Consider the following 26267-nt stretch of genomic DNA (forward strand, 5'->3'; position numbering starts at 1 on the left):
ACCGAAACCTCGTCTGCACATGCCCCCCGATGTCAGAATACGAAGACGCCGCAGAGTAAATCACAAAAACCCCGCCCGACATCGGGCGGGGCACATTGAAGGCAGCGCACAGCTCTGTTGTCGGAGCAGATCAAAACAAGCTTGGCAATTCAGATGAAGCACTACGCCGTTCAAACCGATCAAGTAACGACAAGCGAAACAGATGATACAGCGACCGGGTGCGCTCGGCACATCGATGTCATTCTGCGTTGCCATGAGGACAGAGCATCGGCAGAAGCGATCGTGGAATTCTACCGCGCTTTGAACAGCTTGATTGGCCAACAAACCTATTTTGTGACCCTGCGTGTCGTTGCCGAAGAAAAGGCTGGCGGACCTCTCTTCTGGGCCCGGCGGACGGCAATTCTTTGGGGTAATGCCGAATGCGCATGGTACCCGGCAGGTGATCAAAAATCATGGGTTGCCCGGGTGTTGAGCCTGTCGCCCCGGACACTCCTCGTCGGAGGTGCCGTCATGCTGTTGGCCAATACGGACAATTCGGACCGAAAGATAGCTGCGGTTCATTCAAGTTTTGAAGTCGCGGCATCAGAAGCGGGCGTAAGGGATTGCGGGGCTGCAACTTACTTTTCCGCCACCGGGCGATTGCACAGCGCAAACGCACATATCAGCGCTCTTCGATTGCTGGCCGATTTTGTTGCCATGGATCATGGTGAATATCTTGCCGATGCGCTGCGCAGGCATATCGGGCTCACCGAACCGAGGCAATCCATCGAGAGCCGGTTCGCCAATCGACTGGTTCGCAAAGCCAAGGGCGACGAATTGGTCATTCTCACCTTGACGACCATGTTGGAGAATATCGAAGAACCCCTGAGCATTTCCGGGCTTTCGGAACGGGTGGGTACGTCCACACGGCAACTGCAAAGAAGATATCTGTGCAAGACCGGTGCAAAGCTTCTGGATACCTACAAAGAGTTAAGGTTGGAGAGAGCAAGCAGCTTATTGCAGCACACCGACATGCCGCTGATGGAAATCGCCACTGCAACAGGATTTTCTTCTCGTTCAGCCATGTCCCGCGCCTTTTTCAAACAGTATGGATCGAGACCGGAAGAGCGCAGGGATTGGAGGTATAGTGGGGTCGCTCGGATTCAGTAAAACCGAATAGCGGTCTGTTAATCGCAATGATCTTGTCAGATTAACTTTATTTGAGCGGGGCAGCGTGTTTGCGCAACCTCTAGCGTCAGCACTCATAGTCAACAGATCACCAGTACCGCGAGAGCGATTGCGGATAGAAAGACGTGGGGGCATCGGTCGTATCTGGCCGCTGCAGTAACATCGCGTTACTATGTGATACGGCTCGAACGGTTGAGGTTGGATATCGCGCATCTGTTTGTCAGCTACTCTCGCGCCAACGCGGAAACGGTCGGCATTGTGATCGACCGTCTTCATGGCGCAGGGCATTCTACCTGGTTCGACAATCACAGTATTCGTGTCGGGGACGGCTGGCAGCGGGCAATCGGGCGCGGGATTGCCGATTGCGACATGTTCCTGCTGTTCCTATCCAAAGACTCCTTGAGCTCGGAATGGGTGAAGCGTGAGGTTTTGATGGCGGCCAAGGCCCACAAACCGATCCTTCCCGTCGCCTTGGATGCGACCGAAAAGAAATCCGATGTATTTGGTCTGCGGGATATCCAGTCAATCCGCCTCTATCCTGATTGCGATGCCGGAATTGCGCGCCTTCTCAAAGATGTTGGTCCAGGCTCTGGCTCAGGCGGACGTATTCCATTCCGCGTCGACCATCCCCGTCTTCGAGGTTTTCTGGGACGCGACACCGAATTTCTGAATTTGCACGAAACGCTCATGACGGCCGGGGAGACAGGAACGCCACCAACCGGCATCAGCGGGATGGGTGGCATCGGCAAGACCCAGTTTGCCGTCGAGTATGCCCATAGGTATCGGTACCACTACCCGGATGGGGTGTTCATGCTGAATGCCGCGGCGACAAATTGGACTGCTGAGTTTGCCGCCTTAGCCCATCGTATGGGCACCAGCAAACGCTCGCACGACAGTCTTCTGGATGCGGCAGATGAGTTCGTGCGCCATATCACGGACAACCGGGAGGCGCTCGTCATACTCGACAATGTCGGCGATGTCATCGATTTCAACCGCAGACCGATTGGGCGTGGGGCTGTTGCGGGCAACCTTGCATGCCGCGTGCTGTTCACGACACGGCAACGTGTTGGTATCGATGAGTTCAATGCTCTGAATATCGACATGTTGCCTGTCGAAGATGCGCGGAAGTTGCTTACATCGAAACGGCCGGACATTGACCCGGAGGATGCGGCGGTGGCGCAGGTTTGTGAGGCTCTGGGTCGATTGCCTCTGGCGCTTTCGCTCGCTGCTGCTTTTCTCAAGCGAAAGCCCGCCGCGACACCTGCGGCTTATTTGAAACACCTCAGGCGCTACGGTCTGGACGCTACTCATGCCAAAGCGCATCTCAGGAAAGTTGCGCTTCCTGCCTACGCAAATCTCAGCGTTGGCCCCGCCCTTCGTGCCCAGTGGAAATTGCTGGAGTTGGATCACACGAGCGATCTGCTCGACGTTGTGGCCGCCCACCCGGAAAACGCGCATGTGCCAATCGCGCGTATTGGTTTGATGAGCGGCCTTCGCGATGCAGCCGACGGAATTGACACGCCAATCCGGGACGCGTTGCAAGAGGCGATCGACGCAAACCTGCTGGAGGGTTTGGGTGGCGCTTCCGTGCGTCTCCATCCCGTGGTGCGCGATTTTGTCCGCCATCGGCGGAAACGAAACTGGCAAAAGGTCGGCGCTGCGGCAAGAGATCAGTTAACGCGGTCATACGAAGATCCCTCGGAGCTTGACGCGAATTACAGACTCAGGGGAATTGACGAGGTCATAGGCGATCTGAGCAACGCGCTTACCCTCGGTGAGGCGAGCTCAAACTCACGAAATGCGGCGCGCACGCAAACCGTGCTTACCATACTGCAGCAGGAGCAGCATGTTCTGCGCGACCGGCAATCCGGGACACAAGCTTCGTTTCTGCCGCAGCAGATTGCGAAACGCGCCCAGGAACTGGGTCAGTCCGGATTGGCAGAGCGGGCGCAGGTGCTGGTTGAAACCTTGGCGCAGCCTTACCTCAGTCAAGTCTGGAAAACAGGCGTTAGCCCTATGCTGAACCTGGTACACGACCGACCGACCGTGACAGATTGCGCGTTTCATGGCGATGCTCGGTTCCTTCTCACCGTAGGGCACCAAGGCATTCTGCAGGAATGGGATGCCAATACCGGTGAGCCGATCCGTGCCTCGTCTTTCGGGTCCGAAGGTGCCGATGGCATCGCCGTCTGTGACGCGTGCGGTCTTGCAGTGCTTGGGGTATCCCGCGGCGATCCGGTGCTTTGGGATATTCCAACCTGGTCGAAGGTCCGGACGTTGAAAGGCAACGGCTACGCAGGTTGGGCCGTGGCTATTTCCGAGGACGGTAAGTTGGCATTGACCGCGTGTGATGGCGGTGTTGCCCTCTGGGACGTATCCACAGGTCATCGCCTTGCAAAGCTTCGGAACAAAGCCACGATCAATGTGATCTCCTTTCTGGGCAAATCCCGCGCTGTTACAGGAGATGACGCCGGTGAAGTCACGCTCTGGGACATCGAAAAACGCCGCAAGCTGCGGAAGTTGGGCTTGCATCCCAACGCGGCTGCCTGGTCGGTTGCGGCAAGCCCGGATGGGCGATTTGTGGCCGCGGGGTTCGATGATGGTCTTATTGCCGTTTGGAACATGGAAACCGGGCAAGACCCTGATTGGATTGAGGGGCACACTTCCATCGTACGTTCTCTTGCCTTCGATCCGTCAGGACATCACCTCTGGTCGGGATCGGGCGATGGATCACTTAGGCGCTGGACGCTTGAGGGAAAAACGCGCCCGGTCACCGTCCAAGCCCACAACGGCTATATTCGTGGGCTCGATATCTCGCACGATGGCAGACGGATCGCATCGGCTGCCGACGACTGCTCGGCCCGTGTTTGGGACGCGGGCCAGATCGGGTCCAGCCGGGCACCAGCCGCACACGGCGCAGAGATTACCGGACTGGCAGTATCGTCGGATGGGCAGACAGTGGTCTCAACGTCCTGGAATGCGCAGGTTCATGTCCGCGAAGCCTCGTCTGGTCGGCTGGTTCGGCAATGGTCGGACGCGTATGATGACGGCCTGCAAATTCGGTCTTCCGCAGTGTTCCCCGACGGGTCGCGGCTTATCCTGGGATGTGATCAGGACCTGAAATCCTGGCCTCTCAATACTGCCGAACCTGAGGACATGGGCCATATCGAGTTCGCAGATTCTATTGCACTCAGCGGCGACAATCGGCTGGCGATTTGCGGAAGCTGGCCCAGGGTTTTGACGCTGTGGGACCTCGACCAAAACAAACGAGTTCGTACGCTGCTCAGGGGATCCTCGCCCATGAAGCCGAACCTTCGGACAATAGCCGCCGTGGCGCTTTCGGTTGATGGCAGGTTTGCTTTTGCGGCTGCCGACGCGAAGGGCCTTCTGGTCTGGGATTTGCACAAGCGGGGCGGCGCGGTATCCGGTCGAACCGATCAAAGCTTCGGTCACCTTGCGATCTTGTCTGACGGCAAACATCTTGTCGCCTCCGCAGGCGGCGACAGGTGCGAGCTTGTCGCCATCCCGAGTTGTCAGACAGTGCGGTCCTTCAAAACGGGTGCGACCTCGGCGATGGCCGTCGGACCGTCGGACAAGCTTCTGGCCACCGGTTCTGCCGATGCGATTGTGCGCATTTGGAACCTGAAACAGGGCTCACTTCTGGCTGAGTTTGGCACAGACAGCATAGTCACGGCGCTTGCCTTTACCCCTGACGGCGATTGCATTGTGGCTGGCGACGATGTGGGGCGTGTTCAAATGTTGCGGATACACGGAACCAAGGTCTGACCCCTTCCTGCTTTCGTTGGCACGCTGAGAATTGACCGTGTCAGGACGGTTCGTTGATCCATCACCACAGATGAAAGGCAGCAAGAAACAGCGGATAACCAGTATTGTCGGAAGCTGGTGATACAGTTTCGAATATCCTGTTTTGAATTGGACTGCTAAACTTGCCCATATTATGGAAAACCGATTTCTGAGCCCCGCAGCCCGGGCACTTGCTGATTGGACACCGTTGCCGGACGAATTGCCCGAAGGCATTCTGGATTTGCCTTTTGCAGATGGCCACACCCCGCTGACACAAGCGGTGTGCGTCGGTGATGTGCAGCGGACAGCAGCATTGTTGGCGCGAGGTGCTGACGGAAACGCCCGTGATCTTCGTGGCGTACCTCCGATTGTCTACGCCGCAGCAAACGCGCGGCAGGAGATCGTAGAACAACTGCTGAATTACGATGCCGACCCAGACCTGGCCGATCCCAATGGCCGCGTGGCCGCGCACTATGCCTTCTATCGCGGCCGGGACGAGTTGATAAAATCCCTTGAAGACGCAGGTGCCAAATTCGATGCAATCGACGTTGACGGGCGCAGCGTCGTTGATTTCGCCCGTGCTCGTCACGACGACAAGGATGCCGCCGCAGCCCGCGAGTTGTCCACCAGAGCGGAAGAACTGGCGCAGCTGGACAGGTCCGATTTGCCGGACCCCGGACTGCATGCTGATCCCGACTTTCAACGCCTGAACTTGGTTTCAAAGGATGAACCAAACGTCATCGGCGTTCTGGGCGTTGTCGCGATCCTCGGAATTGCTGTGGTGACTGTGGTCGTCGGCGGATCACCGCTTTGGGGTGGTCTGGCATTTTATCTCATCCTCACCTTTCTCTTGATACGTCATTTTAAGGTTCTGTCATCCCGCTCGGCGCAGGATCAGGAAGCATTACCCGAAGCCGGTGCTTTGGCGTCAGCCGGGTCACCCTTGCGCGTCGTGCAAGGGATCGTTCGGGCAACATCGCAAGCGCAGCTGGCCAGATTGGATGCCGAGCTCGAGAATCCAGAGGATGCGAAGCGCAACACGCGACTGCTTCTGGGATTGGCCCTGGTAGCGCCGCTTGCAGCTATAGCGGTCGCGATCGGAGGTGCCGTTTGGGCGTGGCTTGTGTACGTATTGTACGGCTTTCTGCCCGAGACGTTGGGAACAATTGCCGCGCTCGTGCTAGGCGTCGTACCTGGCTTCTACATCGTAATGGGCCTGGTTTTGGCACCAATCGAGACCTATGCATGGGGCGCGCGGCGCTTACTCCGCCAGCGTATCCTTGCAAGGCAGTCTGCGCTATCCCAGCATATCAACGAATCGACCGATTTGCGGCGGGGTGGGCAGTTTGCCGAAGGCGGCATCGTGTATCTGCGGTCGTTCGACTTTGATGGCAGCTTTGTTGTCGGGGGAATGGATTTCGAATTGATCATGCTGAACTTGTTCCACAGCCAAGCCAACGTTTACGCGCTGAATGCAGAGGAAAGCTCGCAGGGAACGGTCAACCTCAAAACCACCGATGAGGATTGGAAAAAGCTTGCCAAGAACATGATTGCCCACGCCGGTCAGGTCATCATCATCCCTGCCGACAGCCAAGGTGTGCTGGACGAAATCGACATGCTGGAGACAGGCGGCTGGTTTGCAAAAACCCTGTTTATCGCCCCACCGCCATCGCAATCGCGCGACACAGCCGCAGACTGGGAGAGGATGCGTCTGTGCCAAGACCTGCGGGGTCTGGAACTACCACCCTATTGCGGTGCTGGTTTTCTGTTCCGTCTCAGCCCCGAAGGGCAATTGCGGGAATACGGGCCGCTGGGTATCGATATAAACGCAATGCCGCTTTTGGCCTTCGAGCAGAGCCAGCAGCCGAACTCTGGCGGGGAAGATGACAGCCCTGAACCGGCGAACGAAGCTGACGGTCAAAGCCCCGACAGCGGCGATGCGGGCGGTCCTGCGCCGTCGGGGCCATCGGCAGGCGGGACTGCAGGGACAGCAGCAGGATCTGCGGCCGTCGCTGCCGCTGCAGTTGGCGTTGCCGTTTATGCCGAAGCCGCAACCGCAATGGACGTGGCAGCAGTGATGACGGACGCCGAGTTTGATGCGGAGTCCGGTGGTTCAGAAGGTCCGGATGGCAGTGAAGGCGGCGGCTTTGATGGCGGTTTCGATGGCGGCGGAGGTGGCGATTAGGGTCAGGGCCTGTTGATTTCCGTGTTGTGTCATGATTCAGGGATGCTCAAATGGCGCGCCTACAGCGGTATTATCTCCATCAACCACAACGGTTTACGCTGGCAGGATGCGCCCAAAGAACACGGTCCGCACTAGACCTTGCACGCTCGTTGGAAGCGGTTGAGCGATATAGGTATCACCCCTTGGTCGCCAATCGAGACAACGCCTGATCCACGCTTGCGCGAGGGCCGACATCCAGCAAGCCCAGTGGCGCAAAGATTGCCCTCCCAACCTTTTCCGATGATGCGTGGTCTAATCGATGACGTAGGCATGGCTTTGTCGTTGTTGGAAAATTTAGATTCCTTTTCAGGCGCTTGAATTGGGAGAAATCAAAGGGATTGTGTAAGTAGGGCGGGAAGCGACCATGCGCTGCGGCTGGGCTAAAGCCTCCGGTCACTTCAAAGCTGACCTATGAGTTGTTGTTGAACGAAGGGGCACCCAAGGATGCCCCTCTGTTCGAGCTAAAACGCGCTACGGTTTGGAGCTGAGCAGAGCCAGGAATCCGACGCGCAGTCCATGCGTTTCGGCTCGATTCACACAGTTTTTCAGAACAACGTACAAAAAACGCACAAAAATCAGGCGCGTGTCAAAGCCTGCACTCCGAGGTGTCGTCGCAAGAATATGATATGTTCTAGGGATTTAATGGTAGCGGAGGAGGGACTTGAACCCCCGACACGCGGATTATGATTCCGCTGCTCTAACCAACTGAGCTACTCCGCCACGAGTGAGAGGCGATGTAAGCGAGGGGCAGGAGAGGGTCAAGAGGGAAATGACCCTGCAAACCGGATTCTTTTGGGTGCGGGGCTATCCCGATGTGCCAGCGGCTTCGGCCTTGTCTGCCGGGCCCTCGGCGACGCGGCGGATGAAAGCGGCGCAGGGGGCGGGTGCGGTGATCAGGATCATGTGTCCCAGCCCCTCGATCTCTTGGTTGAACAGGCCGAACCGGGTCATCGGTGCGCCGTGGTCCGCAGGCGACAGCAGGATGTCCTGCGCGCCGAACAGGATGCCTCCGGGCACGGCCAGGTCTGGATAGCGGGCCACTTGCGGGGGAAGGCTTTCGTGAATGCCCACGACATCCTGCGATCCGGTCACATAGGCCGACGGGCGCAGCCCCAGCGCGCCGCCGGCGCGGTCCAGGAAATCGGCCGGGGCCGGTTCGGGGGCAAAGACGGTGTCAAGCGTATGGGGCGCGGTTTTGGCTGCTATGGGCACGGCGATTGTGTTGGCGATGAAGCTGCGTAGCCATTGGGTACGAATCTCGAGCGGTTTGAACACCGGATGTGTGACAGTCAGTGTCTGCGTCAGCGGAGCCAGCAGTGCCAGCGCCTTGACCTTGTGCGGGTAGTCCAGCGCCATGGCCAGCGAAACGGCTCCGCCCAGCGAATGGCCGACCAGAACCGCGTCGGTGACGCCTTTGGTGTCCAGAAACTCCTGGATCATGCGGGCTTGTTCGGGCAGGCGGCCCAGATCGGCTGTGTCGCGGGTCGAATATCCGCAGCCGGGGCGGTCGAGGGCAATGACATGGTAGTCATCGGCGAGCAAATCCACCAGCGCATAGGTGAAATGCTGCAACTGGCCGGTCAGCCCGTGGATCATCACAAGGGTTTGTTTCGAGGGATCGCCCTGTTCCACATAGTGAATACTGCCGCCGCGCACGGGGATAATCTGACCCGGCTGGGGCACGCGGATGCTGCCCGCGCGGGTCAGTTTCCGGGTCCAGAGGTGCATGCCCAGAAAGAATGCAGCGATCACAAGGACGATAGTCAGAAATGTGGTCATATTGCGGGTCCCGATTTGGGGGTAAGGCTGAATGGTAATGCTCGTGCCCGGATTGTGCCACGCGCTTTTCGAATTCGCCAACCGTTCCGGTGATGTCCCGCCCTTCGACCTCGTCGGCCACGCGGAAACCTGTGTGCCCGATCGGAATGTTGGGCTATTTTGCGCTTCCGGATGAAATCCGGTCGTTGTCGATTGAGGCGATCCGTGCCGTGGTCCAAGCGCGCGTCCGCACTGACCAAAACGTGGTTGAAAAGGAATATCTGCGTCAGACTTGACCTGAACAGCGCCAAGTCAGGTCAACCGCACGGGCGGCATCGGTCAGAACGTTAGCCTGTCTGCCCTGCCATGGCCGACCAGACGGGCATTCAACGCGTCGGCTTGCGGGGCGCCAGCCTCAAGCGCAAAGACAAAGGCGTGGGTCAGGAAGAAACAGGCGGCGTCGATGTCTCCGGCCTGTTCCCGGTGATCCGCCGCCAATGTGTACAGCCTTACAAGATCACAAACGTCGTTTCTGGCATGCGCGTCCAGCAGCAGGCGGTCAAGGTCGGCTGTCCCGTCGATGCGGCCGTCACTCGGCTGCGGTTCGGCCATTTTCAACCTGCGTGGCAACCCAGTGGTGGAAGTTGTGCGTCGGCCCATCCATGGCGGGCGAGAAACGCCCGCCGTCGAACAGCATGCCATGACGGCCCTTTTGCATGCCTTCGACGACGAAGACATCCTCTTCAAAGACAGCCTTCCATTGCTGCGCGTTTGCGGTGCGCAAATCGTCCAGTTCCGGGGTCTCGGTCTCGCTTACGGAATAGTAAAGCTCGATATGTTCGACGGTGTTTTCGTGATCTACCGGTTCCAGAATGATCGCGAAACTGTGGTCGCGTTGCACGCCCAGCAGCACGTTTGGATAGACCGCGATGTATTCCGCGCCTTCGTCCCACTGATCGCTCAGGCCTGCGAAATCGGGCAGCGTCGCACCGTCTTCGCCCGTCAGCTGCCGATAAACGAGCGTGCCCTGTCCTGAATAGTGCCCGCGCGCTTCGATGTTGTAGTGATCTTCCAGCCGGGAATAGCTGTTCAGGCCGGGATGCACCCAGGGCAGGTGGTAGCTTTCGCAGAAATTTTCGACCGCCAGTTTCCAGTTGGTTTTGACCTCAAGCTTGAAGGACGACACGTCGCCGCCGTGGAACAGGGGCTGTTCGAATTCGGCCCAGCGGTCCAGCAGCGCGCCATGGGCGTCTTCGAACGCAGGCGCGGTGCCGTCGACATTCACGAAGATCACATCGCGCCAGACATGGGATCGGATGCGGATCAGCCCCAGGTCCTTGTTGTCGACGTCTTCGTGCTTGTTCTGCCCCGGACCGCCGACATGAGGGGTAGCGCGCAGCTCGCCCTTCAGACTGTAGCACCAGCTGTGATAGGGGCAGCGGATGGCCCCGCCGATCTTTTTCGGCGCGTCCACAAGGATCATGCCGCGATGACGGCAGGTGTTTTGGAACACGCCGATCTCGCCGTCGCGGTCCCGCACGATCAGCAGGGGCATGCCCAGAAAATCAACCGGCTTGGCGTCGCCTGGCTCGGGCACGTCCTTGCCGAACCCGATCCCGGACCAGTTGGAATAGAGGACGGATTGCCGTTCCTCGGCAAAGACCGTGGGATCGACGTAATGTTCGTTGGGCAGACCGTTGGCGGTGTTGACATCGGCCAGAACGGACGAAAGCGCGCTAAGCTTGTTCATCGAACTCTCCTGAGGCTGGGATCACCCTGACTATACTCTATTGGCCGGGTCGGCGGGCGCGGCGCAATATCAGAAATGCTCATCAACAGTTTAACTGATTTCACCCGAGCCGCTGCGAACCTCGTCAATGATCCAGGTTTTCAGCGCGCGGGCGTTGTCTGAAAGCTCGTCGTCAGGGCGACCGACAAGGTAGAATTGATTGGGCGCGGTCAGGTGATGCGGCCCGATGGCCACCAGTTTTCCCGATCGTAGCATCGGATGGATCAAACGTTGCCATCCCAACGCCAGTCCGGCACCCTTGCGGGCCAGTTGCAGCGCGACCGCGTAGCTGTTGACCCGCGATTCAACGGGTATGGTGCCGGTGTATCCCAATTGTTGGAACCATTCGGGCCATGTGGTCCAGTTGCGATCTTCCGAATGCAGGTGGATCAGGCGCTGGGTCGCCAGTTCCTTCAGGCTGGACCCGGACAGTCGCTCGGCCAGGTCCGGGCTGGCGACCGGGATCAGATGATCGCGGTACAACGGGGTGTTCGACAGGGTCGGGTCACTGTCGCGGCCATATCGGATAAAGAAATCGATGTCCGGCCGGTCCCGAAAGGGGCGATCCTGTGATATCTGATCGACGCTGACATCCGGGTTCTCGCGCCAGAACCGGATGATCGCGTGGGAAAGCCACAGGGCGGCCACGGCTGTGGTCGCGCCCACAGTCACCTTGTCGCCCGAGGTTCTGTCGCGAATGGTTGCCAACACTTTGGAGATGCGGCTGAAAGACGAAGACATCGCCTCGTACAGCGCCTTGCCGTCTTCTGTCAGATCGACCCCCCGATGCTTGCGCTGAAACAGCGCCGTTTCCAGATCACCTTCCAGCGCCTTGATCTGGTGGCTGACCGCGCCCGGCGTGACCGACAGTTCTTCGGCGGCGTTCTTAAAGCTCATATGCCGTGCCGCGGCCTCGAAAGCCGACAGGGTCGTGAGCGGCGGAAGATTGTAGTGGCGTCTGGACATTTTGACCTGGCTGTTGGCTTCGGGTGAGGTGGCCTCGTGTGACTATCAAAATTTTTGCTGTTGAAGGCCAGTAAATGATTGGTTGAAGGTGCATTTGAGCGTCAGGTTTGCGTTATGGGTCGCCAAACCGGCAAAAAGTGTCGGTTCTATTCACATGGCACGGGGGATGAGCCTGTAGGCAGACGAACCAAGACACGCCTTATTCGACACCCGGCCCGAAACAGTGCCTCGGGAACCGTCAATAGCTTCTGCCTGAACCCCTTGGGGTTTGGCGGTCAGGAACTGACAAAGGATTGACGATGAACAGACGAAGCAAACACCTGGATTGCCGTTCTGATCCAGATAAAACACTGAAATACAAAGAAAAGATAAGAACTGAATAGCGGGTGTCACCGCTGCATAGCAGCAGTTCAACACGCGCGGATCGACGACACGGGAGGAAGCTGATGTCGATAAAGGAACCGTTTACGGATTTGGAGATAAAGACCGCGGATAGCGGTTTTTATGAGAATAACAGTGTGCCGATTGCGCTGATCAGCAAAGGTATCATGGTTGCTCTGGTGCTTTGGGCTTTGGTGTTTCCGGCCAATGCCAACAGCACCCTTGGCAGCTGGAACTTCCAGATTTTGGAGGTGTTCAACAGTTTCTACATCGTGATTGTCGGGCTGTTTTTCTTCTTTCTCGCGGCGGTCGCGCTGATCCCGGGCACGGGCAAGCGGATCATGGGAACGCCGGGGGAAAAGCCCGAGTTTTCGAATTTCTCGTGGTTCTCGATGATGTTTGGTGCCGGTCTGGGCGTGGGCCTGATGGTCTTTGCCACCGCCGAGCCGCTGGGCCTGTGGGGGTCGAACCCCGTGGTGGTTGCCGGTGACGTTGCAGCCAATGAGCCCGAGGCGGTGCAGTCGGCCTATCGCTACACCTATCTGCATTACGGATTCCACGCCTGGGCGATCTATGTGGTGACCGGTCTGTCGCTGGCCTATTACGCCTATACGCGGGGCATGCCGCTGACCATCCGCTCGGCGCTGACGCCGCTGTTTGGAAAGCTGATGAACGGGTTTCTGGGCCATGTGGTTGACGTTCTGGGCGTGGTCGCGACCATCCTGGGCGTCTCGGTGACCATCGGCTACGGTATCAGCCAGTTCATCGACGGTGTCTATGCGATCACCGGGGTCGAATGGATCATGGATCTGGGCGGCGATGTGCCTGCACCTTCCAAGGTCGGTCTGATTGCCGGTCTGGTGGTGATCATGGGCCTGTCGATCATCTCGGCGGTGTCGGGTGTTGGCCGGGGCGTGAAGTACCTGTCGAACCTGAACCTGGTCCTGTCGATCATCCTGCTGGGCACGTTTGTGGTGTTCGGATCGTTCGTCTTTGCAATGACCACTTATGGCTCGGCGATGGTGGATTACATCCTGCACTACATCTCGCTGAGCTTCGTGTCCTATGGCCCGCTCTCGGCCGAGGCCTTTGCAGCGGCCCTGCCCGCCGAAGCGCAGGCCCATGCCGAAGCCCTGATGGGCGGTGCAACCAACGCCTGGGGCAGCTTCGACGGCTTCAAGGACGGTCTGGAAGGCGCAGTGGCCGAGCTGGACGAAGCCACGCTGGCCGCTGCCTATGCCGCTGGTGAGCAGGGGCGTCAGTTCGGCTGGCAGGCCGGCTGGACCACCTTCTACTGGGCCTGGTGGATCGCGTTCTCGCCATTTGTGGGCCTGTTCCTGGCGCGCATCTCCAAGGGTCGCAGCGTTCGCGAGTTCATCCTGGGCTGTGTCTTCGCACCGGCGCTGGTGTGCTTTGCCTGGATGACCGTTCTGGGCGGCACCGCGATCGACCTTGAACTGGCAGGCACAGCCGAAGGGGCGATCATCGGCGCATCGAACACCAACAAGCTGTTCGTGACGCTGTCCTACATGCTGGACGGTGGCTTGCTGTCGATGCTGAACGTGATGTGCGTGATCCTGATCATGACCTTCCTGGTCACCTCGGCGGATTCGGGCATTCTGGTGATGAACACCATCATGTCGGGCGGCAGTCAGGAGACGGGCATCAAGCACCGCATCATCTGGGGTCTGATCCTGACGGCGGTGATCGGCGCGCTGATCTTGGCCGCGGGTGAGAACAACCCGCTGGATGCGCTGCGCAATGCCATGATCATCGGCGCGCTGCCGTTCACCATGGTGATGGGTCTGATGTGTATCTCGCTCGCCAAGGCCCTGTTCCGGGACGGCTTGCGTGACAAACACGATGACCCCGCCGCACAGGCCGCAGAATAGGCCAAGCCGCATAACCAAAACAACAAACGCCGCCCCAATCCGGGGCGGCGATTTTTTTGATAGGCTGAAAAAGGGCGTCCGAATGAGGCGCCCGACTCTCGCCGCGCTTTGCGACGCTGTGGTTGGCGGGACAGCCAGGCCACCTAATCGCGATATTGCATTCCGGGTTATCAAGGCGGGGGGAGTGGTTGGGCCACTTTAAGGGCAACCAAACGCTCGCCCCCTATCCCGCCGAAAACCCCCTCGTTAAAAACGGACTAATAAACATATCGGCAGGACTAATTGCTGATAGAAACAGATCAGGGCATAACTATTGCGACAACGTGTCGGTTGTAGGATTTGTTCCGCCACAATGATTAAGGTTTCAGGCGGCGGTGGTGTTCGGGTAACGGGACGCGACAGCGGCTTTGAGCCATCCTGCCCCTTGTCCTAATGCCCCGCCTGATGCACAGTTTTTGCAAAGGAGGCGCGCCTGTTTCACCGCCGGTCTGTTGGCCAACGGACCAGCGCGGTGCCATGCTTTGGGAGGAGTGTGCCATGACATCCGAAACCGCAGGGTCCACACCGCCGGACAATCTGAAACCGCAGCCGACTGTACCGCAGGTCAACGAAGTGACGGCGGATGATATCACCGCGTCGCTGAAAGCCGGGTTTTCCGACTTTCTGGCACGCCCCGCCATGAGCGGCTTCTTCGGCCTGTTCTACGCGGTTTTCGGCATCCTGCTGGTTTGGAGCCTCGTCTGGCTCGGCAAGATCTGGATGATCATCCCCGCCATTGTAGGCTTTCCGCTGGTCGCCCCTTTTGCCGCCGCCGGGCTTTACGAAATGTCCCGCCGATTGCAGAAGGGCGAGCGTTTCGGCTGGTCAGAAATCCTCACCGTCATGGCCAATCAGCGCAAACGCGAAATGGGCTGGATGGCCTTTGTCACCCTGTTCATTTTCTGGGTGTGGATCTACCAGGTCCGTCTTTGGCTGGCGATCATCCTGCAGAATGCCTCCTTCTCGGATTTTGACGGGTTCCTGCACACCGTATTCTTCACGCCGCAGGGATGGACCTTCCTTGCCATCGGCACCTGCGTCGGAGCATTCCTGTCGGCTGTCCTGTTTGCAGTCACCGTCATCGCCATGCCCATGCTGCTGGACCGGGAAACCAATTTCGTCTCCGCCATGCTGACGTCGCTTCGCGTTGTCGCGGAAAGCCCGGTGGTCATGCTTGGCTGGGCAGCAATCATTTCGGTCACCATGCTGCTGTCACTGGTTCCGGCGTTCCTGGGTCTGATCTTCACCCTGCCAATCCTCGGCCACACCACTTGGCACCTGTATCAGAGGGCCGTGCCTCGGGCAGAGGCGTGACCTAATCGGCCATCACCTTGGGCAGCGGCGGTTTGTTCGAAGCAATAAAACCTTGATAAATCGGGGCGTTCAGGCAAGCCTGACTAGAACCGACAGACAACATCTGGAGTGTCGGTCGATCAAGGGAGGCAGACATGTTTAAGGTAGGAATGAAGTTTCTGGTCAAATCTACCCCCACAAATAAACTCAATCGCTTAACCGCAAAGAAGGGTGCTTGGGTACGATTTGTCGAAGCAAAAGCGGTCACTTTTTTCTTTGAGCAAAATGGAATGTCGGATTTAAAGGTGCCAAGGCCACTTATTGGTAATAACTTTGACGCCCAAAAAATGGCTCCTATAAATACTCAATATGCCGCGAGTAGGCACGCAAAAAAGCTCTATAAAACCGCCTGATGACCAGCGTCTTTTGAGGGGAATGAGTTTTCCAAGGATTTCCGCCCAAACGTGCGTTTCAGTTTAAAGCGTTGCCGCAAGCGCGATTAGCTGGCCAACGGAATTAGTATGCCGTGTCTGGACGGTGAGAGACAGGTCTGCAGCTTCTCTCGCCGTGCCGACGTTCTGATGCGCACTAACTTTTTGAGTTGCTGGGATTTGGTGGAGCCTAGGGGAGTCGAACCCCTGACCTCTTGCATGCCATGCAAGCGCTCTCCCAACTGAGCTAAGGCCCCACTAAGGTACCGCTGCTGCGGTGGACGGACGTTTATGAGACAGCGGGGGCGAGTGCAAGTCCAAAAATAGCTTTGAGGAAAAGAATCCGCACCGCGCGTCGGGAGGGGTGGTGAGGCGGGTCAGGCCGCCTCGGACCCGGATCAGTTTTCGTCTTCCGACGACATGTCGGTGATGTCGTCCAGCGACACATCATCGTTGCTGTCGTCGTCATCGTCCAGCAGATCATCGTCCAGTTCGACATCGACATTGTCGTCGTCATCCAGGACCAGATCCTCTTCCGATGCTTTTTCGCGCGCCTTGGCGGTTGCCGCATCTTCGGCGTCGGCGGCGATCATCCGGCTTTTGCCGGTCTCAAGCTCCACGATCTCGCCCGTATAGGGGCTGACGATCGGGTCCTTGTTCAGGTCGTAAAACCGCTTACCAGTGGTCGGGCAAACACGCTTTACGCCCCATTCTTCCTTGGGCATGTCAAATCCCCTTGATATCAGGTGAGTCGTCTAAAAGATTCAGTTCACGTGCCACAAGCGGCGGGGACTGTCAAAGCCTTTGCGCAGGGAAGGACGGGATATGGGAAAGCACGCCTTGCCGGGGACGCCGCCGGTGCCGCTGACGCTGCGCAAATCGGCGCGGGCGCGGCGCATCAGCCTGCGGATTTCCCAGTTGGACGGGCGGGTTACGCTGACCTATCCGCAAGGCGTTCCCGAGGCCGAGGCGCTGAGCTTTGCGCAGACCAAAGAGGGGTGGATTCGCCAGCACCTGCTGGACCGGCCCGATCCGGCCGTGGTTCAGTTCGGGCAGGTCATCCCAATCGAAGGGATCGAACGGCGAATCGTTCCGGCGGACGGGCGCAGGGTGCTGTTGCAGCCAGACGCGGTAGCGGTTCCTGCCGGGGCCGAGGCGCGCCGTCTGGCGCGGTTCCTGAAAGAGCTTGCCCGGGACCGGCTGACCGAAGCCTGCGACGATTATGCGGCGATGCTTGGCCGTCCCTATACCAGCCTGACACTGCGCGATACGCGATCCCGGTGGGGCTCGTGCGGGTCCCATGGCGGGCTGATGTTTTCATGGCGGCTGATCCTGGCGCCGTCTGACGTGCTGCACTACGTGGCCGCGCATGAGGTGGCGCATCTGGCCGAGATGAACCACTCTCCGGCGTTCTGGGCGCAGGTCGAGCGGCTGTATGGCCCGTACAAAGACCCGCGCCGCTGGTTGCGCGACAATGGTGCGGCGCTGCATCGCTACCGGTTTGAACCGTCTAAAAGTTGACCCTGCGGATTTTTGTGATCACATGGGGGGATGTTGACCACGCGCCCCTCAGATTCTCATACCGCCACCCATGACCGGGTATACCGCGCCCTGCGATCCCGGATCATGCACGGAGAAATCGCGCCGGGACAGGCGCTGACCCTGCGCGGGATCGGCAAGGAATTTGGCGTGTCGATGACTCCTGCGCGCGAAACCGTCCGCCGCCTGGCCGCCGAAGGCGCGTTGTCCCTGTCTACATCGGGGCGGGTCTCGACCCCCGAACTGACCAATGACCGGATCGAGGAACTGGCGGCCTTGCGCGCGTTGCTCGAGGTCGAACTGGCCAGCCGCGCCTTGCCGCGTGCGCATATCGCGCTGATCGACCGGTTGCAGAGCATCAATATGAACGTGGCCGAGATGGTGACGAAACGGGATGCGGTCGGCTATATCCGCACCAATCTCGAATTCCACCGCACGCTCTATCTGCGCGCGCAGGCCCCGGCGATGCTGGCCATGGCCGAAACCGTCTGGCTGCAGCTTGGTCCCACGATGCGGGCGCTTTATGGCCGCCTGCGCCGGACCGAACCGCCGCATTATCACAAGCTGATCATCGCCGCGCTGAAGGCCGGGGATGAGCCCGGATTGCGGCTTGCGGTGCGCTCGGACGTGACGCAGGGGCTGCGGATGCTGGTCAGCTAAGCGGCATATCGCCGACCGGTTGATTGAGCGCCTGTGGGCGGGTGAATTTCTGGCCTGCCAGCCCGGACTGCGATACGCTGAGGCAAATCACAAACAAGAGCAGATTTCAGTCATGATCAATCGACGGACCTTTTCTATCGGGCTTGGGTCGGCCTTGCTGGCCGCCTGTTCTGACACCGGCACCGCCTCGCGCGCGCCTGCGTCGCGGATGCGGCCGGTTCCAAACGCAGGCTGGGACGCCTGGGTTGCCAGCTTCAAGGGCCGCGCTGCGTCTCAGGGGATTTCGCAGGCGACGCTGGACCGGGCGTTTCAGGGGGCGGGCTATTTGCCCGGCGTGATCGAGCGCGACCGCAATCAGGTCGAATTCAAACGCTCGCTCGAGGATTATCTGGCCATTGCCGCCTCGGACGAGCGGATCAGCACAGGCCAGCAGATGATGGTGCGCCATGCGGGGACCCTGTCGCAGATCGAAGCGAAATATGGGGTCGACAAAGAAGTTGTTGTCGCCGTCTGGGGGCTGGAAAGCCGATATGGCGCGCGGCGCGGCGATGTGCCGGTGATCTCGGCCACGTCAACGCTCGCTTACGACGGGCGGCGCGGGGCGTTCTTTGAAAAGCAACTGGTGGCGGCTCTGAAGATCATTCAGGAGGGCGACACATCCCCCGCCAACATGACCGGAAGCTGGGCGGGCGCGATGGGGCACACGCAGTTCATCCCGACCTCGTATCTGGCCTATGCGGTGGATTTCACCGGCGACGGGCGGCGCGATATCTGGTCCGAGGATCCGGCGGATTCGCTGGCCTCGACCGCCGCCTATCTGGCCCGCGCGGGCTGGGTGCGCGGGCAGCGCTGGGGTGGCGAGGTCGGTACGGTTTCCGGCACCCCGGTTGCAGTATTGCAGCGGCAAACGCCGGGGCCGCGCATCGCCGTGTTTCGCAATTTTCAGGTGATCAAGCGGTACAACAACTCGGACAGCTACGCGATTGGCGTGGGACATCTGTCGGACCGGATCGCCGGGGGCGCGCCATTTCAGGCCTCGTTCGGGCCGGATGCGACCGGCCTCACGCTGGAGGATCGCAAAGAGCTACAGCGCCGCCTGACTTCGGCGGGTTATGACACGCAAGGTGCGGACGGGGTGATCGGCAACAACACCAAGTCGGCCATCAGTGCCTATCAGCAGGCCAACGGGCTGGCCGTCACTGGCGCGCCATCGGTGGCGTTGCTGCGGCGTCTGGGCGGTTGACGGGTTACGCTGCCAGCCCTTTCGAGCCGATATCCAGGAATTTCTGCCGGCGGTCCTTGATCAGGGCCGCCGCATCTTTGCCGTCCAGCTCTTTCAGCATGGCGGCAATGGCGGCGCGCACGGATTCGATCGTGCCCGGACGATCCCGATGGGCCCCGCCCTTGGGTTCGGTGATGATCCGGTCGCACACACCCAGCTTATAAAGGTCCTGCGCGGTCAGGCGCAGCGCCTCGGCCGCTTCGCGCATCTTCTCGGCATCCTTCCACAGGATCGAGGCGCAGCCTTCGGGCGAGATCACGGAATAGACCGAATGTTCCAGCATCGCCACGCGGTTCGCGGTGGCAAAGGCCACAGCCCCGCCCGAGCCGCCCTCGCCGATGATGACAGACACCAGCGGTACGCCGATCTTCAGACACATCTCGGTCGAGCGCGCGATGGCCTCGGACTGGCCGCGTTCCTCGGCCCCTTTGCCGGGATAAGCCCCTGCGGTGTCGATCAGGGTGACCACCGGCAGACCAAAGCGCCCCGCCATTTCCATCAGGCGGACGGCTTTGCGATAGCCTTCGGGCCGGGCCATGCCAAAGTTGCGCTCGATCCGCGATTTGGTGTCGCTGCCCTTTTCGTGGCCGATCACCATCACCGGCTGATCGTTGAACCGCGCAAGCCCGCCGATCACGGCCAGATCGTCGGCAAAGTTCCGGTCGCCCGCCAGAGGCGTGAACTCGGTGAACAGCGCCTCGACATAGTCGTTGCAATGGGGCCGTTCGGGGTGCCGTGCCACCTGACATTTCCGCCACGGCGTCAGATCGGCATAGAGTTCTTCCAGCAATTTGGCCGCCTTGGTGTCCAGTGCGGCGGCTTCTTCGGCCACGTCCATCTCTTCGTTGGCGCGGGCAAGGGCGCGCAGTTCCTCGGCCTTGCCTTCGATCTCGGCCAGTGGTTTTTCGAAATCCAAATACTGGGTCATGACGCCTCTCAACGCGGAAGTTCCCCGCTATATGAACTTGACGCCACCGGAATGCAACTCAGCAAGATTTGCGGAGACGGAATATGCGATCCCGGTTGGGCAAGGGAAAGGAAGGATGCCGATGGCAGCCAGCTATGAAGATCGTATTCTGCGCGTTCTGGAGTATATCCACGACCACCCCGCCGGGGATCTGTCGCTGGACGCGCTGGCCGATGTCGCCGCCATGTCGCGGTTTCACTGGCATCGCGTGTTCCGGGCGCTGACCGGCGAGACCTGCGCGCAGGCCGTGCGCCGGGTCAGGTTGCACCGGGCGGCCACATGGCTGTTGCGCACCAAAAAACCTGTTGCCGAGGTTGCGACCCTGGTGGGCTATCCGAACCTGAACTCTTTTGCGCGGGCCTTTACCGAGGCCTATGGCAGCAGCCCCGCCGCCTTTCGCAAGGCGGGGCAATTTCTGCCGGCCCAACCCAATTTCAAAACCGGAGAATACCCGATGCATCCCGTCACGACCCGAACAGAACCCGCCCGCCGCGTCATCGCCTTGCCCCACAAAGGCCCCTATGCCGAGATCGGCAAAAGCTTTGAGGCCTTCAGCGCCCTTTGTGAATCCCGCCAGCTTTGGCCGCAGGTCGGCCCGATGATCGGCCTCTACCTCGACAGTCCCGATGACGTGCCCGAGGATCAGCTTCGCAGCTTTGCGGGTGCTGAATTCAACGGCGATACCGTGCCAGAGGGTATGGAGCAGATGCAGATCCCCGGCGGCAGAACCGCTGTCCTGACCTACAAGGGGCCATATTCAGGTCTTGCAGCGGCCTATCACAGCCTGTTCGGCAACTGGTTGCCAGGGTCCGGTGAGGAGCCCGCCGATCAGCCCTGTTACGAAATCTACCTGAACGACCCGCGCAAGACCGCGCCCGAAGAGTTGCTGACGGAAATCTGCCTGCCTTTGAAGTAACTCAGTTCGGCCAGAGGACCGGGTAGAGCGAGGCGACCAGCAGCACCGCCATGGTCCAGTTGAACACCAGCAACCGGCGCGGGTTCGTCAGGACGCGCGCCATCTGCTGGCCCAGAACCGTCCAGGTGCTGACCGAGGGCAGGTTTATCGCGCCAAAGACCAGCGCGACGATCACGATCGCGTTCAGCGTCTGGCCAGGGGCGTAGGCGGTGGTGGCCGTCAGTGCCATGGCCCAGGCCTTTGGATTGACCCACTGGAAAGCCGCAGCCTGCAGGAAGGTCATCGGCACTCCGGTCGCGGCCTGCCCCTTGGCGGGCGCGGCATGGGCGATTTTCCACGCGAGATAGAGCAGGTAGAGGACGGACGCGATCTTGAGCGCCGTGTAGCTGACCGGATACCGGTCGAATACCTGCACCAGCCCCGCGCCCACGAGCAGGACCATAAAGGTAAATCCCAGACCGATCCCCAGCATATGCGGAATTGTACGGCGGAACCCGAAATTCGCGCCCGATGCCATGAGCATCAGGTTGTTCGGCCCCGGCGTGATCGAGGATACGAAGGCAAAAGCAATCAGGGCCAGCAGGATGTCGTAGGTCATGGCGCGCATAATTGCCGAAAAGACGGGAAATGAAATTGCGTTTTGGTGTGTTCTGACGCTAGGCTCACAACAAATGGCGAAAATTGATCGGATAAACCAACATATATTGCGCGAGATTTCCTCGGATGGCCGCATCAGCAATCTGGACCTGGCCGAGCGGGTGGGCCTGTCGCCCTCGGCCTGTCTGCGCCGGGTGCAGGAGCTGGAGCGCGCAGGCGTGATCGCGGGCTATCGCGCGGTGCTGAACCCGGCGGCGCTGGGGATCGGGTTCATTGCCTATATCGGTGTCGGGCTGGGCGAGCACACGAAAGCCGCCCAGGAAGGGTTCGAGCGCGCCGTGCACCGCGCGCCGGAAGTTGTCGAATGCCACAACATCACCGGCACCATCGAATACCTGCTGCGTGTCGAATGCGCCGATCTGCCCAGCTACAAGACCTTTCACACCGAGGTGCTGGGAACCTTGCCGCACGTGATCTCGATCACGACCTATGTGGTGATGGATTCGCCCAAGGATATGCGGGCGTGACCATGGAAAAGTGATGTTTAACCGTCTTGCAGGGTAATTTTCCACGTCTTAGTGTCATTCCGACGGCCTGCTCATAAGGGGAAAGTCCCAAAAGGGCCAAACTCAGGGAGAAGACCATGACATTCTTTCGGACCGGAGCCTTTGCCGCCGCCATGGCGTTGATCGCCGGGGCTGCCATGTCGGCACCGCTGAAACTGCAACCGGCGAACCCGCAGCCCAGCCCGCAGGCCGGGTTGAATGTGAAATACGCGTGGGAGGGTAATCCGCCGCGCAAAATCCAGAACCTAACCAAGGTCAAGCAGATGGGCAAGAAGATGAAGCCCGGACAGCCGCTGCGTGGCCTGGATTATCGGGACACGAACGAGGGTGATCCGGTTCTGACCTTCAACAAGGCGTTCAACGTCGCGGCCGAGATCACCGGCTATATCCGCTTTGACTCACCCGGCATCTATGAGCTTGAAACATGGTCCAATGACGGCATAGATGCCTGGGTTGGCGGGCAGCAGATTGGCTATTTCAATGGCCGTCAGGTCTGCGAGGCCAATCAACGGACCGAGGTCGAAGTGCCCAGCGCCGGATGGTATCCGCTGAAGATCAGCTATTTCCAGAAATACGGAACGTCCTGCCTGATGATGAAATGGGGCAAGCAGGGCGAGCGCTTTACCTGGACGCCCAACAACGTCTTCGGTCGGTAACAAAAAGGCGCCCCAAGGGGCGCCTTTCCCGGTCTAGCCGTTTGCAATCAGTTCGGCCTGCGCCACGATGACCTCAGCCTGTTTGATCGAGGCGATATCGACCAGACGTCCCTTGTAAACGGTCGCGCCTTCGCCGTTGGCCTTGGCCTGCTCCATCGCCGCCAGAATCTCGCGCGCTTCCCCAACCGCTTCGTCCGAAGGGGTGAACACTTGATTGGCCAGCGCGATCTGCTTGGGGTGGATGGCCCATTTGCCGACCATGCCCAAAGTGGCAGAACGCTTGGCTTGCGCGATATAGCCTTCATCGTCCGAGAAATCGCCGAACGGGCCGTCCACCGGCAGCACGCCATGGGTGCGGCAGGCGGCAACAATGGCGGCCTGCGCCCAGTGCCACGGGTCGGACCAGTGTTTCTCGCCCTCGCGCAGCATGTAATAGTTTTCCTGCGTGCCACCGATGCCGGTCGTCTGCATGCCCATCGAGGCGGCGAAATCGGCGGCCCCCAGGCTCATCGCCTGCATGCGGGGCGACGCGGCGGCGATTTCCTCGACATGGGCGATGCCGGCGGCGGATTCGATGATGACCTCAAAGCTGATGGATTTGGTGCGGCCCTTGGCCCGCTCGATCGCGGTGACCAGCGCGTCCACCGCATAAACATCCGCTGCGCAGCCTACCTTGGGGATCATGATCTGATCCAGCCGGTCGCCGGCCTGTTCCAGCAGGTCAACCACGTCGCGATACCAATAGGGCGTGTCCAGCCCGTTGATCCGCACCGACATGTATTTGCTGCCCCAGTCGACGGTGTTCAGCGCCTCGATCACATTGGCGCGGGCGATGTCCTTGTCGGACGGCGCCACCGAGTCTTCGAGGTCAAGGTTGATCACATCCGCAGCGGACGCGGCCATTTTCGGGAACAGTTTGGTATTAGAGCCGGGGCCAAACAACTGACAGCGATTGGGGCGCGCGGGGGCGGCGGGTTGGATGCGAAAGCTCATTTGGACCTCGTGCAAGAAAGGAAATTGCGATTTTCTTGCCTTATGGGGTATTAAATTGCGTACGCCTGCGCAAGCGCCTTTGTGCAGGCGCAGCAATGCATTCGCAGCAATTGCCGTTTGGGGGTGTAATTCCGGTGATTAAAGATTAATCGCTTTGAAAACTTGCACGAAAGTTGCGCCCAAGTCGTCACGGACGCAAAATTTTCCCGCAGCAATAAGGTTCGCCGGGTGAAAAAGCGAAACACTCGTCGGGCTTGTTCCTTAGCCTGCGCCAGAATCAAAGGAGTGTAGCGCGATGATCGAAACACCGTATCTGTTGTTTTTGGGCGATGCGCCCGACCATTTGGCGGCCAAGGTGGCAATTGGAATCCGGGACTGGCGTCCTGAAAATGCTGTCGGCCAGTTGCGGATGGACGGGTGCAAGGCCGATTTGGGCCTGACGGACATGACACTGGCCGAGGCGAAGGAAGCCGGGGCCAAAACTCTGGTCATCGGGGTGGCAAACCGGGGCGGCGTCATCAGCCAAGCCTGGAAAGAGATTCTGATTGCCGCTTTGGAAATGGGCTATGATCTGGCGTCCGGCCTGCACAATCTGCTGCGGGACGAAGGCGATTTGGTGGCCGCAGCGCAAACCCACGGCTGTACGCTGCATGACGTTCGCGTCCCGACGGTGGGCTATCCCATCGCCAATGGCCGCAAGCGCAGCGGCAAACGCTGCCTGGCGATCGGAACCGATTGCTCGGCCGGCAAGATGTATACCGCAATGGCGATGGACGCCGAAATGCGCAAGCGCGGTATGAACTCGACCTTCCGCGCCACCGGCCAGACGGGTATTCTGATCACCGGACAAGGCGTGCCGCTGGATGCGGTCATTGCGGATTTCATGGCAGGTGCGGTCGAGTATCTGACGCCCGAAAATGACGACGATCACTGGGATCACATCGAAGGTCAGGGCTCGCTGTTCCATGTCTCGTTTTCCGGGGTGACCATGGCATTGATCCATGGCGGCCAGCCGGACGCGCTGATCCTGTGCCACGAGCCGACCCGCACCCATATGCGCGGCCTGCCGGAGTTTTCGCTGCCGACGCTGGAACAGCTGCGCGATACGGCACTGCCGCTGGCACGGGTGGCAAACCCCGATTGCCAGGTGGCCGGTGTATCGATCAATACGCAGCATCTGAGCGAAGACGAGGCGCGCGCCTACATCGCCAAGGTCGAGGTCGAGATGGGCCTGCCTGCCACCGATCCCTACCGCTTTGGTACGGGCAAACTGGTGGACGCGCTGGCCGCTCTGTGATCAAAGAAACCCGCCGGAGGGTCGCCTCCGGCGGGAGTATTTTTGAAAAGATGAAGGATCAGGCGCGTGCAGATTGATGTTTCCCGGGATGTATTCCGGCTGGCTCAGGTCTTTACGATCTCGCGCGGGTCGCGGACCGAGGCCAAGGTGCTGACCGTGCGCCTGTCCGATGGCGCGCATCAGGGCTGGGGCGAATGTGTTCCTTACGCCCGTTACAACGAGACGCTGGAGTCGGTCGAGGCGGAAATTGCCGGTCTTCCCGGTGATGTCACACGCGACCGGCTGCTGGACCTGCTGCCCGCCGGGGCGGCGCGCAATGCCGTGGATTGTGCGCTGTGGGATCTTGAGGCGAAACGCGCAGGTAAGCGCGCGTGGGACCTGGCCGGGTTGCCCAAGCCGGGGCCCGAGATCACGGCCTATACCCTGTCGCTGGATACGCCCGAGGCGATGCAGGCGCAGGCCGCGCAGAACGCGCATCGCCCGCTGCTGAAAATCAAGCTGGGCACGCCGGACGATATGCCCCGTCTGGAAGCCGTACGCGCCGGTGCGCCGAATTCCCGAATCATCGTGGACGCGAACGAAGGCTGGTCGGCCGAGGTTTATGCCGACCTCGCGCCGCATCTTGTGCGGCTGGGCGTTGCTTTGGTTGAGCAGCCCTTGCCCGCCGGTGAGGACGACGCCCTGATCGGCATGGACCGCCCGGTTCCCGTCTGCGCCGACGAATCCTGCCATGATCGCGCCAGCCTGCCTGCGCTGAAGGGCAAGTACGACGTGGTCAACATCAAGCTGGACAAAACCGGTGGTTTGACCGAGGCGCTGGAGCTGCGCAAGGCGGCGCTGGCCGAAGGCTACAAAGTCATGGTCGGCTGCATGGTCGGTAGTTCCCTTGCGATGGCGCCTGCGACCATACTGGCGCAGGGCGCGATGGTGACGGACCTTGACGGCCCGCTTCTCTTGGCTGAAGACCGGGACAACCCGCTGATATTTGATGACGCCGGAGTGCATCCGCCCAGTGCGGCACTCTGGGGGTGACGAACGCCCGGAAAACGA

23 protein-coding genes, 2 tRNA genes and 1 pseudogene are annotated in these 26267 nt (G+C 59.9%); 16 read left to right on the forward strand and 10 right to left on the reverse strand.

Going from position 1 to position 26267, the window contains the following annotated elements; all coding sequences use genetic code 11:
- Positions 1 to 153 precede the first annotated feature (153 nt).
- The 4 genes and pseudogenes from ACR0K1_RS18535 to ACR0K1_RS18550 all read left to right on the forward strand — a co-directional run.
- Positions 154 to 1149, forward strand: a complete 996-nt coding sequence (locus ACR0K1_RS18535) for a helix-turn-helix domain-containing protein (protein WP_480612174.1) — start codon at positions 154 to 156, stop codon at positions 1147 to 1149.
- A 192-nt stretch (positions 1150 to 1341) separates the two neighbouring features.
- Positions 1342 to 4953 (forward strand): TIR domain-containing protein, encoded by a 3612-nt coding sequence (locus ACR0K1_RS18540; RefSeq protein WP_480851479.1) that lies wholly within the window; start codon positions 1342 to 1344, stop codon positions 4951 to 4953.
- Between the two features lie 172 nt (positions 4954 to 5125).
- Complete coding sequence (locus ACR0K1_RS18545; RefSeq protein ID WP_480612176.1) at positions 5126 to 7156, forward strand: ankyrin repeat domain-containing protein; 2031 nt, start codon at positions 5126 to 5128, stop codon at positions 7154 to 7156.
- A 54-nt stretch (positions 7157 to 7210) separates the two neighbouring features.
- Positions 7211 to 7288 (forward strand): annotated as a pseudogene (locus tag ACR0K1_RS18550) (IS5/IS1182 family transposase); the annotation flags it as partial.
- A gap of 550 nt (positions 7289 to 7838) precedes the next feature.
- On the opposite strand, the gene ACR0K1_RS18555 reads toward ACR0K1_RS18550, so the two are convergent.
- A tRNA-Met gene (locus ACR0K1_RS18555) sits at positions 7839 to 7915 on the reverse strand.
- Positions 7916 to 7999: 84 nt separating this feature from the next.
- Positions 8000 to 8974: an alpha/beta fold hydrolase gene (locus tag ACR0K1_RS18560; protein WP_480612177.1), complete on the reverse strand. Its 975-nt coding sequence runs from the start codon at positions 8972 to 8974 to the stop codon at positions 8000 to 8002.
- A gap of 92 nt (positions 8975 to 9066) precedes the next feature.
- Here ACR0K1_RS18560 and ACR0K1_RS18565 point away from each other — a divergent pair, with 92 nt between their 5' ends.
- A complete protein-coding gene (locus tag ACR0K1_RS18565) occupies positions 9067 to 9249 on the forward strand; it encodes a hypothetical protein (protein ID WP_480851480.1) in 183 nt (60 codons plus the stop codon).
- Positions 9250 to 9292: 43 nt separating this feature from the next.
- On the opposite strand, the gene ACR0K1_RS18570 is transcribed toward ACR0K1_RS18565, so the two are convergent.
- The 3 genes from ACR0K1_RS18570 to ACR0K1_RS18580 all read right to left on the reverse strand — a co-directional run bounded on the left by ACR0K1_RS18570 (position 9293) and on the right by ACR0K1_RS18580 (position 11708).
- On the reverse strand, positions 9293 to 9565 hold the full coding sequence (locus ACR0K1_RS18570; protein ID WP_480612178.1) for a hypothetical protein: 273 nt from the start codon (positions 9563 to 9565) through the stop codon (positions 9293 to 9295).
- Positions 9543 to 10703, reverse strand: a complete 1161-nt coding sequence (locus ACR0K1_RS18575) for an aromatic ring-hydroxylating oxygenase subunit alpha (RefSeq protein WP_480851481.1) — start codon at positions 10701 to 10703, stop codon at positions 9543 to 9545. Before ACR0K1_RS18575 ends, ACR0K1_RS18570 begins: the two co-directional genes overlap by 23 nt.
- Positions 10704 to 10793: 90 nt before the next feature.
- Positions 10794 to 11708, reverse strand: coding sequence for a LysR substrate-binding domain-containing protein (locus tag ACR0K1_RS18580; RefSeq protein WP_480851482.1), 915 nt, complete (start codon positions 11706 to 11708; stop codon positions 10794 to 10796).
- A gap of 446 nt (positions 11709 to 12154) precedes the next feature.
- Between ACR0K1_RS18580 and ACR0K1_RS18585 the strand changes: the two genes are divergently transcribed.
- From ACR0K1_RS18585 to ACR0K1_RS18595, 3 genes are all read left to right on the forward strand, one after another.
- Positions 12155 to 13981 carry a BCCT family transporter gene (locus ACR0K1_RS18585; protein WP_480851483.1) on the forward strand — a complete coding sequence of 609 codons (1827 nt, stop codon included), beginning with the start codon at positions 12155 to 12157 and terminating at the stop codon, positions 13979 to 13981.
- 537 nt (positions 13982 to 14518) lie between these two features.
- On the forward strand, positions 14519 to 15334 hold the full coding sequence (locus ACR0K1_RS18590) for a DUF2189 domain-containing protein (protein ID WP_480851484.1): 816 nt from the start codon (positions 14519 to 14521) through the stop codon (positions 15332 to 15334).
- Between the two features lie 134 nt (positions 15335 to 15468).
- On the forward strand, positions 15469 to 15726 hold the full coding sequence (locus ACR0K1_RS18595; RefSeq protein WP_480851485.1) for a hypothetical protein: 258 nt from the start codon (positions 15469 to 15471) through the stop codon (positions 15724 to 15726).
- Between the two features lie 199 nt (positions 15727 to 15925).
- On the opposite strand, the gene ACR0K1_RS18600 is transcribed toward ACR0K1_RS18595, so the two are convergent.
- Together ACR0K1_RS18600 and ACR0K1_RS18605 are read right to left on the reverse strand one after the other, a co-directional pair.
- A tRNA-Ala gene (locus ACR0K1_RS18600) sits at positions 15926 to 16001 on the reverse strand.
- A 141-nt stretch (positions 16002 to 16142) separates the two neighbouring features.
- Positions 16143 to 16469 (reverse strand): TIGR02300 family protein, encoded by a 327-nt coding sequence (locus ACR0K1_RS18605; RefSeq protein WP_480612184.1) that lies wholly within the window; start codon positions 16467 to 16469, stop codon positions 16143 to 16145.
- 100 nt (positions 16470 to 16569) lie between these two features.
- Between ACR0K1_RS18605 and ACR0K1_RS18610 the strand changes: the two genes are divergently transcribed.
- The 3 genes from ACR0K1_RS18610 to ACR0K1_RS18620 all read left to right on the forward strand — a co-directional run bounded on the left by ACR0K1_RS18610 (position 16570) and on the right by ACR0K1_RS18620 (position 19186).
- Positions 16570 to 17265 carry a M48 family metallopeptidase gene (locus tag ACR0K1_RS18610; RefSeq protein ID WP_480612185.1) on the forward strand — a complete coding sequence of 232 codons (696 nt, stop codon included), beginning with the start codon at positions 16570 to 16572 and terminating at the stop codon, positions 17263 to 17265.
- Positions 17266 to 17295: 30 nt separating this feature from the next.
- Positions 17296 to 17943: a GntR family transcriptional regulator gene (locus tag ACR0K1_RS18615; protein WP_480612186.1), complete on the forward strand. Its 648-nt coding sequence runs from the start codon at positions 17296 to 17298 to the stop codon at positions 17941 to 17943.
- 112 nt (positions 17944 to 18055) lie between these two features.
- Complete coding sequence (locus ACR0K1_RS18620) at positions 18056 to 19186, forward strand: lytic murein transglycosylase (RefSeq protein ID WP_480851486.1); 1131 nt, start codon at positions 18056 to 18058, stop codon at positions 19184 to 19186.
- 4 nt (positions 19187 to 19190) lie between these two features.
- Here the strand turns inward: ACR0K1_RS18620 and ACR0K1_RS18625 are convergent, their stop codons facing one another.
- Complete coding sequence (locus ACR0K1_RS18625; protein ID WP_480612188.1) at positions 19191 to 20153, reverse strand: acetyl-CoA carboxylase carboxyltransferase subunit alpha; 963 nt, start codon at positions 20151 to 20153, stop codon at positions 19191 to 19193.
- Between the two features lie 121 nt (positions 20154 to 20274).
- Here ACR0K1_RS18625 and ACR0K1_RS18630 point away from each other — a divergent pair, with 121 nt between their 5' ends.
- Complete coding sequence (locus ACR0K1_RS18630; protein ID WP_480612189.1) at positions 20275 to 21108, forward strand: AraC family transcriptional regulator; 834 nt, start codon at positions 20275 to 20277, stop codon at positions 21106 to 21108.
- Position 21109: 1 nt separating this feature from the next.
- On the opposite strand, the gene ACR0K1_RS18635 is transcribed toward ACR0K1_RS18630, so the two are convergent.
- Positions 21110 to 21706: a LysE family translocator gene (locus tag ACR0K1_RS18635; protein WP_480612190.1), complete on the reverse strand. Its 597-nt coding sequence runs from the start codon at positions 21704 to 21706 to the stop codon at positions 21110 to 21112.
- A gap of 73 nt (positions 21707 to 21779) precedes the next feature.
- Here ACR0K1_RS18635 and ACR0K1_RS18640 point away from each other — a divergent pair, with 73 nt between their 5' ends.
- Positions 21780 to 22232: an Lrp/AsnC family transcriptional regulator gene (locus ACR0K1_RS18640; protein WP_480612191.1), complete on the forward strand. Its 453-nt coding sequence runs from the start codon at positions 21780 to 21782 to the stop codon at positions 22230 to 22232.
- Between the two features lie 116 nt (positions 22233 to 22348).
- Positions 22349 to 22927 (forward strand): PA14 domain-containing protein, encoded by a 579-nt coding sequence (locus ACR0K1_RS18645; RefSeq protein ID WP_480612192.1) that lies wholly within the window; start codon positions 22349 to 22351, stop codon positions 22925 to 22927.
- Between the two features lie 33 nt (positions 22928 to 22960).
- Here ACR0K1_RS18645 and ACR0K1_RS18650 read toward each other — a convergent pair whose 3' ends face one another.
- On the reverse strand, positions 22961 to 23920 hold the full coding sequence (locus ACR0K1_RS18650; protein ID WP_480612193.1) for an L-malyl-CoA/beta-methylmalyl-CoA lyase: 960 nt from the start codon (positions 23918 to 23920) through the stop codon (positions 22961 to 22963).
- Positions 23921 to 24215: 295 nt separating this feature from the next.
- Here ACR0K1_RS18650 and dgcN point away from each other — a divergent pair, with 295 nt between their 5' ends.
- Together dgcN and dgcA are read left to right on the forward strand one after the other, a co-directional pair.
- Complete coding sequence (gene dgcN, locus ACR0K1_RS18655; protein WP_480612195.1) at positions 24216 to 25217, forward strand: N-acetyltransferase DgcN; 1002 nt, start codon at positions 24216 to 24218, stop codon at positions 25215 to 25217.
- Between the two features lie 66 nt (positions 25218 to 25283).
- Entirely contained in the window at positions 25284 to 26249 is a 966-nt protein-coding gene (dgcA, locus tag ACR0K1_RS18660; RefSeq protein WP_480612197.1) for an N-acetyl-D-Glu racemase DgcA, read from the forward strand.
- The last annotated feature ends 18 nt before the right edge of the window (positions 26250 to 26267 follow it).

This window comes from Ruegeria sp. F5 (genome assembly GCF_056533845.1).

Excerpts from the sequence above, each read along its gene's own strand:
- ACR0K1_RS18575 (WP_480851481.1), bottom strand. The coding sequence starts at position 10,703 with ATGAACAAGCTTAGCGCGCTTTCGTCCGTTCTGGCCGATGTCAACACC.
- ACR0K1_RS18615 (WP_480612186.1), top strand. The coding sequence starts at position 17,296 with ATGTTGACCACGCGCCCCTCAGATTCTCATACCGCCACCCATGACCGG.
- ACR0K1_RS18610 (WP_480612185.1), top strand. The coding sequence starts at position 16,570 with ATGGGAAAGCACGCCTTGCCGGGGACGCCGCCGGTGCCGCTGACGCTG.
- ACR0K1_RS18535 (WP_480612174.1), top strand. The coding sequence starts at position 154 with ATGAAGCACTACGCCGTTCAAACCGATCAAGTAACGACAAGCGAAACA.
- ACR0K1_RS18545 (WP_480612176.1), top strand. The coding sequence starts at position 5,126 with ATGGAAAACCGATTTCTGAGCCCCGCAGCCCGGGCACTTGCTGATTGG.
- ACR0K1_RS18595 (WP_480851485.1), top strand. The coding sequence starts at position 15,469 with ATGTTTAAGGTAGGAATGAAGTTTCTGGTCAAATCTACCCCCACAAAT.
- ACR0K1_RS18565 (WP_480851480.1), top strand. The coding sequence starts at position 9,067 with ATGTCCCGCCCTTCGACCTCGTCGGCCACGCGGAAACCTGTGTGCCCG.
- ACR0K1_RS18635 (WP_480612190.1), bottom strand. The coding sequence starts at position 21,706 with ATGACCTACGACATCCTGCTGGCCCTGATTGCTTTTGCCTTCGTATCC.
- ACR0K1_RS18605 (WP_480612184.1), bottom strand. The coding sequence starts at position 16,469 with ATGCCCAAGGAAGAATGGGGCGTAAAGCGTGTTTGCCCGACCACTGGT.
- dgcN (WP_480612195.1), top strand. The coding sequence starts at position 24,216 with ATGATCGAAACACCGTATCTGTTGTTTTTGGGCGATGCGCCCGACCAT.
- ACR0K1_RS18625 (WP_480612188.1), bottom strand. The coding sequence starts at position 20,153 with ATGACCCAGTATTTGGATTTCGAAAAACCACTGGCCGAGATCGAAGGC.
- ACR0K1_RS18585 (WP_480851483.1), top strand. The coding sequence starts at position 12,155 with ATGTCGATAAAGGAACCGTTTACGGATTTGGAGATAAAGACCGCGGAT.
- ACR0K1_RS18570 (WP_480612178.1), bottom strand. The coding sequence starts at position 9,565 with ATGGCCGAACCGCAGCCGAGTGACGGCCGCATCGACGGGACAGCCGAC.
- ACR0K1_RS18650 (WP_480612193.1), bottom strand. The coding sequence starts at position 23,920 with ATGAGCTTTCGCATCCAACCCGCCGCCCCCGCGCGCCCCAATCGCTGT.
- ACR0K1_RS18620 (WP_480851486.1), top strand. The coding sequence starts at position 18,056 with ATGATCAATCGACGGACCTTTTCTATCGGGCTTGGGTCGGCCTTGCTG.
- ACR0K1_RS18580 (WP_480851482.1), bottom strand. The coding sequence starts at position 11,708 with ATGTCCAGACGCCACTACAATCTTCCGCCGCTCACGACCCTGTCGGCT.
- ACR0K1_RS18640 (WP_480612191.1), top strand. The coding sequence starts at position 21,780 with ATGGCGAAAATTGATCGGATAAACCAACATATATTGCGCGAGATTTCC.
- ACR0K1_RS18560 (WP_480612177.1), bottom strand. The coding sequence starts at position 8,974 with ATGACCACATTTCTGACTATCGTCCTTGTGATCGCTGCATTCTTTCTG.
- ACR0K1_RS18645 (WP_480612192.1), top strand. The coding sequence starts at position 22,349 with ATGACATTCTTTCGGACCGGAGCCTTTGCCGCCGCCATGGCGTTGATC.
- ACR0K1_RS18590 (WP_480851484.1), top strand. The coding sequence starts at position 14,519 with ATGACATCCGAAACCGCAGGGTCCACACCGCCGGACAATCTGAAACCG.
- ACR0K1_RS18630 (WP_480612189.1), top strand. The coding sequence starts at position 20,275 with ATGGCAGCCAGCTATGAAGATCGTATTCTGCGCGTTCTGGAGTATATC.